We start from the raw sequence: 16,149 nt of genomic DNA on the forward strand, positions 1-16,149 counted from the left end.
TCACAGGCGACGACGCCGACGGTGACGGTGTAGGACGCAACGCCGGACAAGCTTTCGATGGGGCTCGCACGGTGTCTCAAACATCGGTTGAGTCGTACACTCGCCGATGCGAGCGGCGGTATACACACGGTTCGGGCCCCCGGAAGTGGTCCGCATTCAAGACATTCCTGACCCGTCGCCCGGCGAGGCGGATGTCATGATCCGCGTGCACTCGACCTCGGTGACGACAGCCGACTGGCGGTTACGGGCCAAAGCGATGCCGGCGCCGGTGTTCACGCTCCTCGCTCCTCTGGCGCTGGGCATACGGGGCCCGCGCAAGCAGGTGCTCGGGACGGAGTGCGCGGGCGTCGTCGAGCGTGTGGGCGCCAGGGTCACAGCGTTCCGTCCCGGGGACCGCGTGGTGGCGGTCACGGGCGCGAGGATGGGGGCGCACGCCGAACTCGTCTGCGTGCGGGCCGACTCCGTGATCACGAAGGCGCCAGCCAACCTCACCTTCGACGAGGCGGTGTCGATCCCGTTCGGAGGGCTCGTCGCGCTGCACTGCCTGCGAGACCTGGCCTCGCTCAAGCCGGGGCAGCGGGTGCTCGTGGTCGGCGCGTCGGGCGCGATCGGCGTCGCCGCGGTCCAGCTGGCGCGGCACATGGGCGCAGAGGTCACCGGGGTGTGCAGCACGCCCAATGTCGACCTCGTCGCGGCGCTCGGGGCGGGCGCGGTCATCGACCGAACCAAGGTTGATTTCACGCGTGGACAGCCGGTGTACGACATCGTGCTCGACGCCGTGGGCGCGACGACCTTTGCCAGGTGCAAGGGCGTGCTGGCGCCGCGCGGGCAGTTCCTCGCGGTGCTGATGGGCCTGACCGAGTTCTGGCAGATGCTCTCGACCCGGCTCGGCGGCGGCCGGCGTGTGCGCGGGGCGATCGTGTCGGCGAAGGCCGCCAATCTCGAGTACCTGATGGGGCTGGCACAGTCGGGCGACCTCAAGCCCGTCATCGACAGCACCTACCCGTTGGAACGGATCGTCGAGGCGCACCGGCGCGTGGACAGCGGCCGCAAGGTGGGTAGCGTAGTCGTCAGCGTCGCACGGGCTTGAGTCAGACGCGGCTCTCGGGAGGAGCATGCGTCCGACGCCATGAAAGCAGGACCCCTCGCGATGGTGCAGAGCGCGCAGCGGCTCACGGACCGACTGTGGCTGGTGGATGCCGGCTCGCCCGCGCCGAGCGGCCCCGCCGCGCTCACGCTCCTGACCATGACCTCCGAGCCAAGTTTCTGCGTCCTTCGCTGAAGCCCGGTTCAACGCGTGCGACCGCGCACAATATGAGGAGCCGCCGTCTGCTGCGCTTGCAGGGTCAACACTCAGCGGCGACCCAGAAGATGCTCACATACCGCCAACTCCCGCACCAAAGCGCCGGTGTTTGCGAGGTGGCTGAGCAACAGATTGAACTCTCAGCTTTGTTCCCACAACGAGAAAGCCCCTCGACGTACTCGCCGAAGGGCTTCTCTCTGAACAAAGTCGGGGCGACTGGATTTGAACCAGCGACCTCTTGACCCCCAGTCAAGCGCGCTACCAAGCTGCGCTACGCCCCGCGCTTGGTTATCGAGGGCGAGTCTAAGCAGGTCCACCCGTCCCGACAAGACCGCCGCGCGACAGGTGTGCAAGGTTCCGACCCCGGAGCCCGGGCGGGGCTGTGGGCTGGGTGTCGGGGGTTGGGGGGCTGGGGAGCCGTGCCGCGGACCGAGAACCCGCTATCCTCGACCCAGATGGAATCCATCCTTCTCCAAGGCGGGCGGGTGATCGACCCCGCGAACGGCACCGATCGCGTGGCAGATGTCTCGATCCGGGATGGGCGGATCGACCGCGTCGAGCCGGGGGTCTCGACCGGATCGCACGATCGGGTCATCAACTGCCGCGACATGATCGTAACCCCCGGCCTCGTCGATCCGCATGTTCACCTTCGCGACCCGGGCCAGACCCACAAGGAAGACATCGAGACCGGCACGCGCGCGGCGGCCTTCGGCGGGTTCACGACCGTCTGCTGCATGCCCAACACCTCCCCGGCGCTCGACACGCCCGAGACCCTCGAGCTCGTCGCGTCACGGGCGGCCAGGCGGGCGCACTGCCGCGTGTTCTGCGTCGCCGCGGCGACGAAGGGGCGCAAAGGCGAGGAACTCGCCGAGATCGCGCTGCTCGCCGACGCCGGCGCCGTCGGGTTCAGCGACGACGGCGACGCGATCGCCGATTCGGGCATGATGCTGCGCGCGCTCCGCGCGATCGCGCCGACCGGCAAGGCGTTCATGCAGCACTGCCAGGACCCCTCGCTCACGCGTGGCTCATCGATGCACTCGGGCGAGGTGTCCGCGCGTCAGGGGCTGGTCGGCTGGCCGCGCGTCGCGGAGGAGATCATCATCGAGCGCGACATCCGGCTCGTGCGTGAGAGCGGATGCCCGTACCACGTCCAGCACATGAGCAGCGGCGGGTCGGTCGACCTGATCCGGCGGGCGCGCGGCGCGGGCCTGCCCGTGTCGGCCGAAGCGTCTCCCCACCACCTGCTGCTCACACACGAGTCGTGCGAAGGCTTCAACACCAGCGCGAAGATGAACCCGCCTCTGCGAGAGCGGGCGGATGTCGACGCGCTGCTGGCAGGCATCGCCGAAGGCGTGATCACCGTGCTCGCGACCGATCACGCCCCGCACACCGATGAAGAGAAGGCGTTGCCCTTCGAGGCCGCCCCGTTCGGCATCATCGGCCTGCAGACCGCGCTCCCGCTCTATATCCGCGCGCTGATCGGGCCGGGCGTGATCGGCTGGCCGCGTCTGATCGAGCTGATGACTCTGGAGCCGGCGCGCCTGTGCAGGCTCGATTCCTGCGGCATCGGCACGCTCTCCAAGGGCGCCGCGGCCGATGTGACCGTCATCGATCCCGACGCGAGCTGGACGATCCGGCGCGATGAGCTGCCGGGGCGCTCCCGCAACACGCCGTTCGACGGGTGGGATGTGCGAGGCCGGGCGGCGTTCACGGTCGTCGGGGGGCGGATCGCCCACGCGGCGGGGTGATCACCCTCGGGACGGCGCCTGCGTCGCCGGCACCCACCCGCCCTCGCGCCAGATCGTTCTATCGGTGGGGACACGCAGGCGCTCTGCAAGACGGGCCGGGTCAATGTCCTGGAACGGCTCGACGCGCCCGGCGGCGGTCTGCGCGCTCCATGCAGCGTCGGCCCCGCTGAGCAGAAGGGACTCGACGCGCATCTGCGAGACGAGGTCGATGGGCGAAAGGGCCGGGCTCGGGTCGCCGCCGCAGGTCCTGCACAAGCGACGGCGCGAGTCCGGGTTGAGGTCATCGCGCACGGCGCGGAGGTTCCGACACTCGCGGCAGCTGGGGCGTGACTCGATCTCACGGAGCATCCCGGCGACGTTCCGGAGCGTGGGCGCGTGCTGGGCCAGCAGCGACCGGACATCGGTTCTGGCGAGTGGCTCGCGCGCTTCGAGGAAGCGGCCGGCGCGATACTCCCCGAGCGCCGTCGCCAGCGCGAGCGACGCGTCGTCGCTGCCCTGCGAGCCGCGCGAGAGCATGAACATGCCGGGCGGCTCGTAGATGTCGTCGTCGCTGCGCATCGCCTCGGCCAGGGCGCCGACATACTTCCGGTCCTCGTCGGAGTCGAGCAGGTCGAGCTCCAGGAGCGCGAGGCACACGCTGCGCGACAGCCGGGACGACGCGCCGGCGGCTCGGTCGAGTTCGTAGGCGAGGACGAAGAGCCGGCGCGCCAGCGCTCGTCCCTCCGGGCCCTGGATCTCGGACGCGACCTCCTCCGCGAGCTCGAAATACGCGATGGGTCGCGACGGCGTCAGCGCGGCGAGGCGTGCGTCCAGCGACGCGATCCCGCTGCCGAGCTGCGCAACGGGCTGAGCGGCCGCTACGCCTGCGAGCGGAACCGCCCAGAGTACGGTCGCCAAGAGCACGGGCCTGATCATCGGGGGGACTCCTCACCAAATCGGAGCGCCCAGAGCGAGAGCGACGCGAACTCGGCCGCCTCGATCTGGTCGGCGACGCTCGGGGCCGATCGAAGCCGATCGCGCAGCGTGGTCAGAACCTGTTCGATCGCCGGCTCGCGCGAGGGTCGCTCGACGGCGAGCAGCAGCGCGAACGACTCGGCGGCGTTCGTCGCCTCAGCGGCGAAACGCTGCATATCGCCCGTCGCGATCGTCCTTCTCGCGATATGTCTTCGACGCAGGAGTTCGACCCGTTCGTTCGCCGACAGCCCCCCCGCCGCGGTCGCTTCGTGCAAGAGCGATGTGACAAGCTCCTCGGCGGCGGCGCGGGGCGTCGCGTTGGCGTCGAGCGTCACGCCGGCGCGCACGCCGAACGACTCCTTGATCGCGGCGGCGTACGAATCGGCGGGGTCCAGCGATGCACCACCGGTCAGGATGGCCAGCAGACGGTTCACGAGCGCGCGACGAGTCTCCACGACCCACGACGCGTCCTCGATCGGGGGCAGCGACCGACCGGCGGTCGCTTCGAAGATGTCCTGCATCGCGCGAGCGCGCGGCGCCCTGGGCAGCGACTCGAGCGCCGCGTTGATCACGGTTGGGTCGCTCGCGCGGAACTCGACGATTCGACCCGCGATCCGGCGCACCTCGGCCGGCGTGCCGAGCATCGCGGCCTCGAAGACGACCTCCGCGTCGATCGGGCCGAGCTCACGCCCCTCGCTCAACAGGTTCCGGAGGATGTCGATGCGGTCCTGCGCGTTCTGCCTGGCGTTGAGGTAGCGGATCGCGAAGGCGCCGTCGCCGCTCCTGGGCGAGAGCGCGTCGAGACGAGGCTGGCCAGGCGGGGGCGTCGACAGCGTGCCGGCCGGGTCGTCGATGATGCGACGGGCGGAGTCGGGCTCGCCCTTCCAGAGCAGGGCCGCCGCCTCGTTGAGACGGGCGATGTGCGCCGCTTCGCGAAGGCGCGCCAGCGGGTCGGCGCTCATGCTGTCCCACGGCTCCTTGCCGCGCAGCGAGACCGCCACCCTCCAGCGGTCGAGAACGGACGCGGCGATCACCGACTGACCGGAGCCCCACCGCGCGTTCAGGCGGCTGCGCAGTTCTGAACGCTGATAACTCGACGCCCCGGCGGACAGCGTGTCGTTGACGCTCATGCCCGACTCTGGCGCATTCATCGACAGCCACTGCGTCACCACGCCCAGCTCGCGCGTCGCGAACCGGCGATGGTCTTCGAGCCAGCCGATCAACCGGCCTCGCGCGTTCCCGCGCGCGCTCCAGTCGCACTGCGCGAGCAGAACAGTCAGGCGATCGCGGAGCTGCACATCGCTCGGCCGGGCTGAGGCGGCGGCGAGCACCGCTTCCGCCGCGTCGAGCGCGACGCCGGGCAGGGCGCCGGGGTTGAGCTCGGTCGCCGTCAGCAGCGCGCTGTCCCAGGCCTTCCACGCGTCGCGCGAGGCCGGCGCCGCGTCGGCAGACGGGGACGCCAGTCTGGTCGCGACGGCTCGCAGGGCCGCGATCGCGCCGAGTTCAAACGACGCGTCGAGCGAGGAGCCGAGCTGCACCCCGACCGCGCCCGCGCGCTGCTGGGCCGACTGGCGCAGCGACTCCGCGAGATCGCGCTCACGCAGCAGACGGGTCGCGACGCCGGCGGACCACACCGCGCGGAGCAGGGCCGTGGCGTCGAGCGATTCGCGCGAGAGCATCGCGTCGAGCGGGCCGAACGCGGCGGTGCTCGCGCGTGGTGCGTCGCGACCCTCGGACGACCGGAGGAGAAACTCGACCTGGAGCTCGAGCGCTGCGACTCGCTGGGATCGGTCGATCACGGTCCACGAATCCCCCAGGACATCGACCGCCTGCGCGAACCGTGCAATCGCGTCAGACGGGTCCGAGCGGTATCCGAACGAGGCACGCCGGAGCGCACGGACGACGCCGCTGGCGTCGATGGATTCGTCCGGCTCCCTCGTGATCGGCGCACGGGTCGTTGACTGGACACTCGTGTCACGCTCGCGTGTCGGCGACTGCCCCGCCCCCGCGTCGAATCCGGGGGATGGGTCGCGCGTCGGATCGTCGCCCCTGATCGCCGGGGCGCGACCGATGGAGAGGACCACTGCGGCAACGGCGCAGACCAGCGAGCCAGCGGACAGCGTGATCACGAGCGGCGTGTTCACGCCCTGCTTCTTTCGTGGCAGCTTTCCCGGCGTCGCGTGCGATGGGATCTCCCCGGGACGCGCAGTCGCGGCGGGCGCCGGCGTAAGTGGCGACGAGGCGGGCGCCGGGCCAGCTGCGAACGCGGGAAACGCCGACGCGAGGACGGCTCGACGACGACGCGACGTCGGCGACACGGTCGCAGGGCGCGGGCCCGCGAGAAAGGACGCGAGATCGAACGGCGGTGAGGATGTCATCGGTCGCCCCGTGTGCCGCGACCAGCGTCGACTCGCTCTCGCAGGGACGCGAATCTCGCGTCCCACGGAGGCGCCCCACCCGTGGGAAAGAGCTCGAAATGTCGGGAAAGCAGCGCCGCGGCGTCGGCCTCGCTGAAGCGCGCCGTCACGCGCGCAAGGTGGTACGACGCCTCGAACCAGGAGTCGGACCCGAACTCTGCGCCCGCCTTGAGCACCCTCCACGCGTCGGACGCGTCGGAGTATTCATCGGCGAGCTCCGCGAGCTGCGCGGAACGGCGGAGCGCCTGCGAGGACGACGGGTGTGCCACGAGAACGCGCCGGATGAGACGTCGTGCGAGGCCGAGCGCCTCGCGGTCCCCTTCTTCGCTGGCGAGCAGCGCGCCGGCGTCGCTGACCGCGAGGTACACGCCAAGCACGGCGCCGTCGCGCAGGGTCGCCTCGCCAGTCCCGAACGAGTCGATCACCCGAACGCCGGAAGCGACGACGGCGCGAGCGTACGCGGTGGTGGAAGGCGACTCCCGCCACGCCGCCAACGCGCGACGGTACGCGAGGCGGTCGGCGGCGACGAGGAAGGCGCCGGCGCCGGGCGCGTCGATCGCGCGCAGCGAGGTGAGTGCGCTCTCGGCGCGAGTCGCGTCGTTGACGAGCAGGGCGATCTGCAGTTCGCGGTAGCGGAACTCGGCGAGCGTGTCGGGCTCGCGGACCAGACCTGCGCGAACGAGCGTGCCCAGACGGTCCGCGGCGCGCTGCGCGAGCGCTGGCTCCGAAACGGAGTCGGTGAGCATGACGGCGAGGATCTGCCTCGCGAGAAGAACGGCCCGGGCCGCAGCGTCGGAATCGCCCCCGAGCGCAGACTGTGTGTCGGCGTCCAGGAGCGGGCCAGCGATCTCGGCGAAGCGGAGCGCCTCGGCTCGGGCGGCGTCGCCGGGCGCGCTCTGCGCAGCGCGGAAGAGCATGGCCGCGGCCTGACGCCTGGCGGCGATGTACGACGAGGAGCCCGGTTCGATCGAGAGCAGCGCGTCGAGAAGATCGGGGTTCTGCGTCGTCGCGCTCTCGCGGGACGCGCGCTCGAGCACGAGCGCCCCGGCGCGCGGGTCGCTGGGGAAGCGATCGGAGAACTCCCGCCCCGCGTCCGCGGCGAGCGTCTCGAACTTCGAGCGGTCGTGCGACGCGTGCCTGGCAGCGAGGCGGAGCGATCGGACGCGGTTCCAGAGCGCGTCGGCGGCGCGAGGGCCCGACATCGACGATCCGGCCTGCTCGAAGAGCGCCGCGGCGGCGAGGAGCGCGTCGGGATCGGCGCCGGCGCTGAAGAACGCGGCGCTGGCGCGCAGCATCATCGCGTCGAGCATCGCGTCTCCGGCGGACTTCGCGTCGGGCGCTCGCAGCGCCGCCTCGAGCAGGCGGGACGCGTGCGCATAGAGCGACGCGAGCGAGGGATCAGCGCTGGGCTCGTCGGGCGCGCCCGCCTGGGAGTGCGCGTCCCGCGCCGCGCGGAACGCCTGTAACCCCCGGACGTAATCGGTCACGAACCCGACATCGCCGAGCGCTTCGGTGCCGTAGCGCTGCGCGAGGTCGATGACCTGCGGCGTCTGGCCGGAGGCGACGAGATCGGCGAAGGCGACGCGGCGCAGCGCCTGCTGCGGCGCGGGCTGCCCCCCCTGGGGCAACTCGAACGCGAGAACCGCGACGAGGCGCGATGTGGCAGGGTCGAGCGGCTTTGTCGGCGCGCTCTCGGGCGCCGACGCGGGCACGCCGCGGAGCTCGCGGACGTATTCGAACAGTTCGGTCCACCGGGCGGCCCTGGCGAGAGTGATGATGCGTCGCTTCGCGGCGAAGGCGAGCAGTTCTGCGTTCTCACGGTTCGATTCCTCGACCGCGTCGATCCAGCGCGTCGCGAGCGCCGCGTCGCCCGAGACGCTGATGCTCGCCGAGACGCCCAGCGCGGCGCGGGCGACGTGCTCGAAGCGAAGCGTCTGATCTGGCACGCGGTCGAGCGTGGGCGGTTTGCCGGGCTCCGCGTTGAGAATCCAGCCGAACCGCGGCAGCGCCTCGATCGCCGGGGCCCGCTGGTTCGTCATCTCGGCGAGATACGTCAGGCACCAACCCGCGAGATACATCGCCATTGAGCGCTGCCGGCGCGCGTCGGCGAGCTGCTGCGCGATGGCTTCCTCATCGGCGCCGTCGCGGGCGGCCTGCTCCATGCGTTCGAGATTGTCGACGCGCCGGTGCGCGACCGTGCCCAGACGCCCCAGCTCGGCGGCGAGCGTCGTGAAGACCCGGCGCGCCTCCTCTGCTTCTTCGGATGAGGCGAGGCGCAGACGCCAGCGCTCGGCGATCTGCTCGGCGTTCGAGTACGCGGCGCGATGAAGACTCAGACGCAGGTCCAGCGAGTCGGCCTCGGGGATGACATCGAGGAGTGCGCGCGCACGGCGCTCCAGGTCGGCACGCCTCGACGCGTTCGTCGTGGATTCGAGTTCCTGAGCGACAAGCCGAGTCAGCCGCTCGGCGAGCGCGGCGCGTTCGGCGCCCCCGACGGCCGAGAGGCGCGCCTCGAGGTGCTCGATAAGGGCAGAGCCGAGGGAGTGCGACTCAAGATACCGCTCAAGCGCAAGGTCGCCTGTGCTCTGCGCGAGCGCGTGCGACGCGCACGCCGCCAGAGAGATCATCGCGAGGCACGCGCGGTTCACGGGGCGACCTCGGCGCCGGCGCGGTCCATCCAGACGATCGCCGGGTGAGTCGGCATCGTCCGCTCGAGCTCGGTGCGCAGGGCCGCGGCGCGGGTGTCCTCGCCCCTGCGCCGGAATTCGACGGACGACCTGGCGAGCGCAAGGCCGGTCAGGTACCGCTGCGTCTGCGAGAACCGCGCCGGGAGGTGGAGGAGGTGGACGACCCCGAGCAGCCGCGTGCGTTCGTCGTCTGCGCCGAGTCGCGAGGCGCCGATCGCGTACCTGGCCCACGCTTCGCGCCAGGAACCCGCGTCGGCACGGAGATTCGGCTCGAGCGCGTCGGCGGCGCGTCGGGCCACCGCGGCTTCGGCGTGCTGCGCGAGGGCGAGGTTGAGCGCGAAGCGCACCTCGGGGTTCGCCCCGACGTCGCCGATGTCGGGGGCGGTCTGACCGCGCGCGAACGACGCTTCCGCCGCCCATCGGTACACATCGAAGAGCGCCGACGCGACGGGGTCGCCCGCGATGACGGAGTTCGGCTCGGTCGTCGCCAGGCGCTCAACCGCGAGCGAGTGCACGAACACCGGGGGAAGCTGCGGATCCAGCAACGCGATCGCGCTCGCGGCGTCGCCCGCGATCGACCGGCGCAGCGCGACCGAGGTCGCCCACGGCTCGACGGCGGCGGGCAGCGCGGATCGCATCAGCCGGACTCTGGCCGTGCCCTCAGCGATCACCAGCCCCGTCGGCCCGTCCAGTCTGACGACGGCGTCTGCGTCGTCCGCTGCGTCGGCGTCGATGGCCGCCTTCCAGAGTCGTTCAAAGATCGGTTCGGCGAGTTCGATGTCGCCTCGCTGCAGACGCTGCCACCCTCGCCACGCGTCGTCGGAGAGCGAGCGGTAGTCCTGGGCGGCGCCCTCGAAGTCGCCCCCGACGCGTTTGACCTCGTGCCAGCCGAGCACGCGCGTGGACGCGTCGTCGCGAGCGACGCGCACGCCGGCGGGGCTTACCTCAACGACGACCTCGTCGACCCACGCCCCGCCGCGAAGCTCGACCTGCCCGGACGCGCCGGCTGTCAGCGCAAGACACAGCGCGCCGTGGAGGAGCGTTCGTCGGGGGATCGTGCGCGTGTGGATCGTCGGTCGTCTCATGGGCCGGGCACGTACACATATGTTCCGCCCGAGGCGCGCGCGATATCGCGCATCAGCGTCTCGGCCTCGCGGCTGACGAACGCGATGCAGTGTATCGGGACCGGCCGATCCGTGGCGCGATTGAGCCGGACGACCTGATCGGCGACGGCCGGGTCGAAGAGCCCGTCGGTCATGAAATAGATCGCGTCCGGACGCGGCTTGAGCGCGAAAGCGATGTCGAACGCCGGAGCTGGATAGGTGCCGCCTCCGGCCACGATTTTGCTGATCATCTCGAAGGTGCGCCGCTTGTTGGGCTCGCTGGCGTCGACCCATCGCGAGCGCCCGCCGAGGGGGACCGCGTCGCTGTTGAAGAGGACGATCAGGAACGAGGACGCGCCGACGAGCCCGTCGATGGAGTTCGTCAGCTCGCGCTTGAGCGCCGTGAGGCGGTCGCCCTGCATGGAGCCGGAGACATCGACGACGTAGACGAATCGGGAGCCGCGCGCTTCGACGCCGAAGAATCGAGAGCCGCCCCCCCCGCCGCCGCCGGCGCTCAGGTCGCCAAACCCGTCGCTGGCGCCGTCGCCTGCGCCCGACCCGCCCCCCAGGCCCGCGCCCGAGATGCCCGAGAGCGCCGCGGGCGCGCCGCTGGAGAGGTCGATGGCCAGACCGCTGCCCCCGGCGAGCGCGTCGAGGTCGACGCTCGGGGTCTCGATGGTCGGGAGGTTGCTGGCCGCGGCGTCGGCGATCGCGAGTTCGCTGGCCGAGAGCGAGGTCAGCGTCGTCTCGGCGACGATTCCCCCTCCCTCACCGGACGCGATGAGCCGGTTTCCGCCCCCGCCCACTCCGCCGCCCCCGACGACGATGGTCGCGGCCAGAGCGGCCAGCACGAGGTGGACCAGCACGGAAACCGCGACGCCAGCCGACGTCGCGCTGCCGATCCAGATCGCGAGGCGCGTGAGGGGGCCGAAGCGCTGGGGCTCGTCGGCGTTCGCCTCGTCCGGCGAGATGGTTGAAGTTCCGGTGTTGATCGTCATGAAGGGGCGCCCTCGGTGCTGGTGTTCTCCATGTGATACATCGACAGAGTGTCGCCGGGTTCCTTGAGCCGGGGAGAATTCGGGCGCGAAAAACACCCAAGTCCCGCCCGCTGTGTACCATGCGGCCCCATGCCCGACCCTCGACGCAAACCGTTCAACCGTGTCCTCCTCAAGCTCTCCGGCGAGGCGTTCTGCGCCCCGGGCCAGATGGGCGTCGATTCTGCGGAACTCGAGCTCATCGCACGGGAGGTCGTCTCAGCGGTGCAGACCGGCGCCCAGGTCGCCGTGGTCGTCGGGGGCGGGAACATCATCCGTGGGGCGACGCTGGCGGAGGCGGGGCACATCCCCCGCTCGACGGCGGACCACATGGGCATGCTGGGCACGGTCATCAACGGGCTGGCGCTGAAAGAGATGCTGGGCACGCTTGGCCAGCCCGCGCGCTGCATGACGGCGATCGACATCCCCGCCGTCGCCGAGCCGTTCATCCGGGGGCGGGCGATCCGGCACCTCGAGAAGGGCCATGTCGTGGTCCTGGCGGCGGGCACCGGCAATCCGTTCTTCACGACCGACACCTGCGCCGCCCTCCGCGCGACGGAGATGGAGTGCCAGGTCGTCCTGAAAGCGACGAAAGTCGACGGCGTCTACACCGCGGACCCCAAGAAAGATCCGACGGCGACGCGGTTCGACAGCCTGACCTTCGACGAGGCCCTCTCACGCGGGCTGAAGATCATGGACGCGACGGCGCTGGCGATGTGCAAGGAGCAAAAGCTCCCGGTGCTGGTCTTCGACTTTAAGAAGAAAGGCAACATCCGGCGCGTCGTCGAGGGCGAGTCGATCGGCACGGTGATACATGCTTGAAGAAGGCGTGAGGCACGGGGCACAAGGCACGAGTAAGAGAGAGTTGCGCACTCTTTCCTAGTGCCTATTGCCCACTGCCTATTGCCTTCTTCCCACAGCCTTCCGCTCGACGAACTCGACTTCCAGGTACCGCGCGATGTAATCGATCACGCTGCTGGTGTCGGGGATGTCGGGGTTGGTCGTGTGGCCCAGGGGCTCGAAGCGCATGCCCTTGAAGCGGCGGATGGCCTCTTCGAGCGGGAGGCCGTACTGGAGCGCGAGACTGAACGCGCGGCAGTAGGCTTGGCAGAGGCCGCTGATCGTCGAGCCCTCTTTGGAAATCTTGAGGAAGACCTCTCCGGGTCGCCCCTTGTCGTCCAGGCCGATGGTGAGGTACCCCTCGTGCCCGCCTATGGAGAACTTGTGGGTGAGCGACTCTCTCGTCGCAGGCAGCGACATGCGGGTGGCGACCATGTTGCTCTCGGCGTCCTTTCCGGTGGGCATGAACGCAGTGTATCAGCGCGACGGCTCCATGCGTCGCGGCAGGGAGAGCATCGGCGCGAAGACGGTGCGCGCCTGCAAGATTTGGAGCCACCGGCGCCCCGATGTCAGGGTCATCGCGCCGGGCGGGGGTCGTGCGAGGGGTTCAGGCGTCGGCGCAGAACGGTGAGCAGGGTCGTGCCCTGCAGGAAGTTCTCGGGGGGCCGGTAGAAGACCTCCACGACCTCGCGGGTGGGCGTCCTGGGGGCGCCGGCGCCCGGGACGGCGCGCCCGGGGTCGACCTTCGCGACGCCCCCCTTCGCCGGCGCGATGGGCCGGACGACCCGGACCGTCCCCTTGGCCCCCTCCATGGAGCGCACGATCGGGTCGGGGTCGGTGGTGCGGAAGACGACATCTTTCTCGACGAGCGCGACGCTGAGGGCGCCGTGCTCGAAGGCGCCGATGCGGATCTGCGCGAGCTCGATGAGTCGCTGGGTGATCGCCGGGGGTTCGCCGTAGGCGTCGCGCAGGTCGGACTCGACGCGCGCGAGTTCGTCGATGGTGCGCGCCCGAGCGATGCGCCGGTAGGCGTCCATCCGCCGGGTGTCGCTGGCGATGTACGTCTTCGGCAGCGCGCCGGTGACGCCCAGTTCGACGGTGACCTCTCCCGGGTCGCGGGTCGGTTCGCTGCGCAGTTCCTTGACGGCGTGCTCGAGGAGGCGGCAGTACATGTCGTAGCCGACGGCGGCGATGTGGCCGGACTGCTCGGCGCCCAGCAGGTTGCCGGCGCCGCGGATCTCCAGGTCGCGCATCGCGATCTTGAAGCCGGCGCCGAGCATCGAGTACTCCTCGATCGCGCGGAGGCGTTTCGTGGACTTGTCGGTGACGGGGCGTTCCTCGGGCAGCAGCAGGTAGCAGTACCCGCGGTGCTTGGACCGGCCGACGCGCCCTCGCAACTGGTGGAGCTCGGCGAGCCCGAAGCGGTCGGCGTCGTTGATGATCATCGTGTTGGCGGTCGGGATGTCGATGCCGCTCTCGATGATCGTGGTCGAGACGAGGATGTCGGCCTTGCGGGTCGTGAAGGCGATCATCACTTCTTCGAGTTCGTGCGGCGCCATCTGGCCGTGCCCGATGACGATCCGCGCGTCGGGCGCGAGTTTCTGGATGTCGTCTGCGACGCGCTGGATGTTGTGCACGCGGTTGTGCACGAAGAAAACCTGCCCGTCGCGGTTGAGTTCGCGCGAGATCGCCTGCTTGATGCGGCGCTCGTTGTAGGGGATGACCTCGGTCACGACGGCGCGCCGATCGACCGGGGGCGTGGTGAGCGAGGAGATGTCGCGGATGCCCAGCAGCGCCATGTGCAGCGTGCGCGGGATGGGCGTGGCGCTGAGCGTCAGGACATCCACCGTCATACGCAGCGAGAGCAGCCGCTGCTTGTGCTCGACGCCGAAGCGCTGCTCCTCGTCGATGACGACCAGCCCCAGGTCGGCGAAGCGCACATCCTTGCTGAGCAGGCGGTGCGTCCCGATGATGATGTCCACCTCGCCCTTGCGCAGGGCCGCGAGCGCCGCGTTCTGTTCTTTCGGCGAGCGCATGCGCGAGAGGACCTCGACGCGGAACGGGTAGTCGGCGAATCGTTCGCCGAAGGTCTTGCCGTGCTGCTCGGCCAGCACGGTCGTGGGCACGAGCACCGCGACCTGCTTGCCGTACTCGGCGGCCTTGAACGCTGCGCGGATAGCGAGCTCGGTCTTGCCGTAGCCGACATCGCCGCAGAGCAGGCGGTCCATCGGGCGCTCGGCGGTCATGTCCTTCTTGATCTGCGCGAGCGAGATGAGCTGGTCTTCGGTCTCGTCGTAGGGGAACTCGGCCTCGAACTCGTTCTGCCAGGGGGTGTCGCCGGGGTAGCGGATGCCGGGCATGCTCTCGCGCGCCGCCTGGACGCGCAGCATCTCGGCGGCGAGGTCGCGGACCGCCTCGCCCGCTTTGTCTTTCTGCTGCTTCCATCGCGTGCCGCCGATGACCGAGAGCGGCGGCGCGCCGCCGTGGCCTCCCACATACTTTTGAACGAGCTCGATCTGCGTGGCCGGGACGTGGATCTTCACGCCGCCCGAGAACTGGAGCGTGAGGTATTCCTCGGGCGCGGGCTGATCGGCCTTCTTCGCGCCGGGCGGGGCCTTGGGTTTGATCTGCTTGAGCCCGAGGAACTTCGCGATGCCGTGGTCGGCGTGGACGACGAAATCGCCGGGGCGCAGGTCGATGAAGGCGTCCATCGCGCGCCCGCCTGCGCCGCCCTGCGAGCTGACCCGCCGGACCCGTCGTCGAGCGTGGAAGCGGTGGAACAGCTCGGCGTGCGGGATAAACCCGAAGGCAGGCGCGTCCTCGGCGTCTCCCCACAGAAACCCGCGATGGAGAAACCCGACGTGTTCGAGCAGAGACGCGTCGGGCGCAAACTCGGCCCGGAGCTCGTCGAGGCGCTGGCGCTCCGCGTCCTTCTGGCAGAAGACCGTGACTCGTCGCTCTCGAGACATCGCGCCGAGCTCCGCGACCGCCTCGCCTGCGTCCTGCGCGAACATCGGCAACGAGCGCGCCGGCAGCTCGATTCGCACCGCCGCCTCGTTCGAGCCGGCGGAGAACTGGTTGATCTCCGCGAGCGCCTCGGTGCGGTCTTTCAGCAGTTTGAGCACGGCGGGCGGGCCGAACACGCCGCGGGAGTCGGTGGTGCGCTCGTAGTAGCCGCGCGCCTGCTCGACGACCTCGAGCGTCTCGTGGATGACGCCGATGCACCCTTCGGGCAGCAGCGCGAGCAGGTTGTCGGTCCCCTCGTCGGAGAGGATCTGCTCCGTGCTCGCGCCGACCAGGTCGACGCGGTCGAGTTTCCTGTCGACGGCGAGCGTTTCGAGAACGACCTCGTGGATGGTGTCGATCTCGTCGCCGAAGAAGTCGAGGCGGACGGGCGTCGCGCCGGGCTCTTCGAGCGCGCCGATCGCGACGGTGGACGCCGGGGGGAAGATGTCGAGGATGCCCCCTCGGATCGCGAACTGGCCGGGCTCCTCGATCGCGTCGGTGCGCTCATAGCCGGACTGGTCGAGCCACAGCAGGATCTGCGCGAGCGAGGTCTGCTCTCCCTTTCGCAGAGAGAGCGAGAGTTTCGGGAGGCGCGCCGGCGTTGGAACGGCCTGCATGAGCGCAGCGATTGGCGCAACGAGCGCGTGCCCGGCGCGCAGGCGCCCCTCGGCGAGCATGCGCACGACCCCCAGACGCTCGGCGAAGAGTTCGACGCTGACATGGCTCTCGCCCGGGGCGAGCTCGAGCGCCGGGAAGCGGGTCGCTCGCGCCGAACCGTCCGCGAGGGGCAAGAGGTCGTTGAGCTCGTCGGTGGCGTCGTCCGCGTCGTCGGGGTGGGCCACGAGGTAGAGCAGCGGCCTCTCTGTCAGGTGCGCCAGCAGCCCGGCGAGCAGGTTCGTGGACGAGCCGCTCGCGCCGACACCAACCGCCTGCTTGCCGCGGCGCAGCGCGTCGGCCAGCGCGAGGACCGCGTGGTCGTGCGCGAGCGGCGCGAGCGGGTGCGCCGCGTCGAGCGTGGGCATCGCCTGGATGTCGGTCTTCGGTGTGCGCATGCGCG

The 16,149-nt window shown here is 70.4% G+C and carries 11 protein-coding genes and 1 tRNA gene; 4 read left to right on the plus strand and 8 right to left on the minus strand.

The genetic code is table 11. From position 1 onward, the window contains the following. Positions 1-106: 106 nt before the first annotated feature. Together KF684_01140 and KF684_01145 are read left to right on the plus strand one after the other, a co-directional pair. Positions 107-1,090: an NAD(P)-dependent alcohol dehydrogenase gene (locus KF684_01140; protein MBX3351511.1), complete on the plus strand. Its 984-nt coding sequence runs from the start codon at positions 107-109 to the stop codon at positions 1,088-1,090. Positions 1,091-1,129: 39 nt separating this feature from the next. Then, positions 1,130-1,282 carry a hypothetical protein gene (locus tag KF684_01145; protein MBX3351512.1) on the plus strand — a complete coding sequence of 51 codons (153 nt, stop codon included), beginning with the start codon at positions 1,130-1,132 and terminating at the stop codon, positions 1,280-1,282. A gap of 228 nt (positions 1,283-1,510) precedes the next feature. Here KF684_01145 and KF684_01150 read toward each other — a convergent pair. Beyond that, positions 1,511-1,584: transfer RNA gene (locus KF684_01150), tRNA-Pro, on the minus strand. A gap of 174 nt (positions 1,585-1,758) precedes the next feature. Between KF684_01150 and KF684_01155 the strand changes: the two genes are divergently transcribed. Then, the gene (locus KF684_01155; protein MBX3351513.1) at positions 1,759-3,051 is read left to right on the plus strand and encodes a dihydroorotase; all 1,293 of its coding nucleotides are present in this window, start codon (positions 1,759-1,761) and stop codon (positions 3,049-3,051) included. Here the strand turns inward: KF684_01155 and KF684_01160 are convergent, their stop codons facing one another. The 5 genes from KF684_01160 to KF684_01180 form a co-directional block, all read right to left on the minus strand. Beyond that, positions 3,052-3,966 carry a hypothetical protein gene (locus KF684_01160; GenBank protein ID MBX3351514.1) on the minus strand — a complete coding sequence of 305 codons (915 nt, stop codon included), beginning with the start codon at positions 3,964-3,966 and terminating at the stop codon, positions 3,052-3,054. Beyond that, the gene (locus tag KF684_01165) at positions 3,963-6,149 is read right to left on the minus strand and encodes a hypothetical protein (GenBank protein ID MBX3351515.1); all 2,187 of its coding nucleotides are present in this window, start codon (positions 6,147-6,149) and stop codon (positions 3,963-3,965) included. Before KF684_01165 ends, KF684_01160 begins: the two co-directional genes overlap by 4 nt. A 230-nt stretch (positions 6,150-6,379) precedes the next feature. Beyond that, positions 6,380-9,070, minus strand: a complete 2,691-nt coding sequence (locus tag KF684_01170; protein ID MBX3351516.1) for a hypothetical protein — start codon at positions 9,068-9,070, stop codon at positions 6,380-6,382. Next, on the minus strand, positions 9,067-10,194 hold the full coding sequence (locus KF684_01175) for a hypothetical protein (protein ID MBX3351517.1): 1,128 nt from the start codon (positions 10,192-10,194) through the stop codon (positions 9,067-9,069). The genes KF684_01170 and KF684_01175 overlap by 4 nt, the downstream gene beginning before the upstream one ends. Next, positions 10,191-11,210 carry a hypothetical protein gene (locus KF684_01180; GenBank protein MBX3351518.1) on the minus strand — a complete coding sequence of 340 codons (1,020 nt, stop codon included), beginning with the start codon at positions 11,208-11,210 and terminating at the stop codon, positions 10,191-10,193. The genes KF684_01175 and KF684_01180 overlap by 4 nt, the downstream gene beginning before the upstream one ends. Before the next feature lie 129 nt (positions 11,211-11,339). On the opposite strand from KF684_01180, the gene pyrH reads away from it, so the two are divergent. Further along, entirely contained in the window at positions 11,340-12,068 is a 729-nt protein-coding gene (gene pyrH / locus KF684_01185; GenBank protein ID MBX3351519.1) for a UMP kinase, read from the plus strand. Positions 12,069-12,146: 78 nt separating this feature from the next. Here pyrH and KF684_01190 read toward each other — a convergent pair whose 3' ends face one another. Then, a complete protein-coding gene (locus tag KF684_01190; protein ID MBX3351520.1) occupies positions 12,147-12,551 on the minus strand; it encodes a hypothetical protein in 405 nt (134 codons plus the stop codon). Positions 12,552-12,661: 110 nt separating this feature from the next. Then, positions 12,662-16,144 carry a transcription-repair coupling factor gene (mfd, locus tag KF684_01195; protein ID MBX3351521.1) on the minus strand — a complete coding sequence of 1,161 codons (3,483 nt, stop codon included), beginning with the start codon at positions 16,142-16,144 and terminating at the stop codon, positions 12,662-12,664. Positions 16,145-16,149: the final 5 nt, after the last annotated feature.

Source organism: Phycisphaeraceae bacterium, from assembly GCA_019636675.1.
In the GTDB taxonomy this organism is placed as follows: Bacteria; Planctomycetota; Phycisphaerae; order Phycisphaerales; family UBA1924; genus JAHBXC01.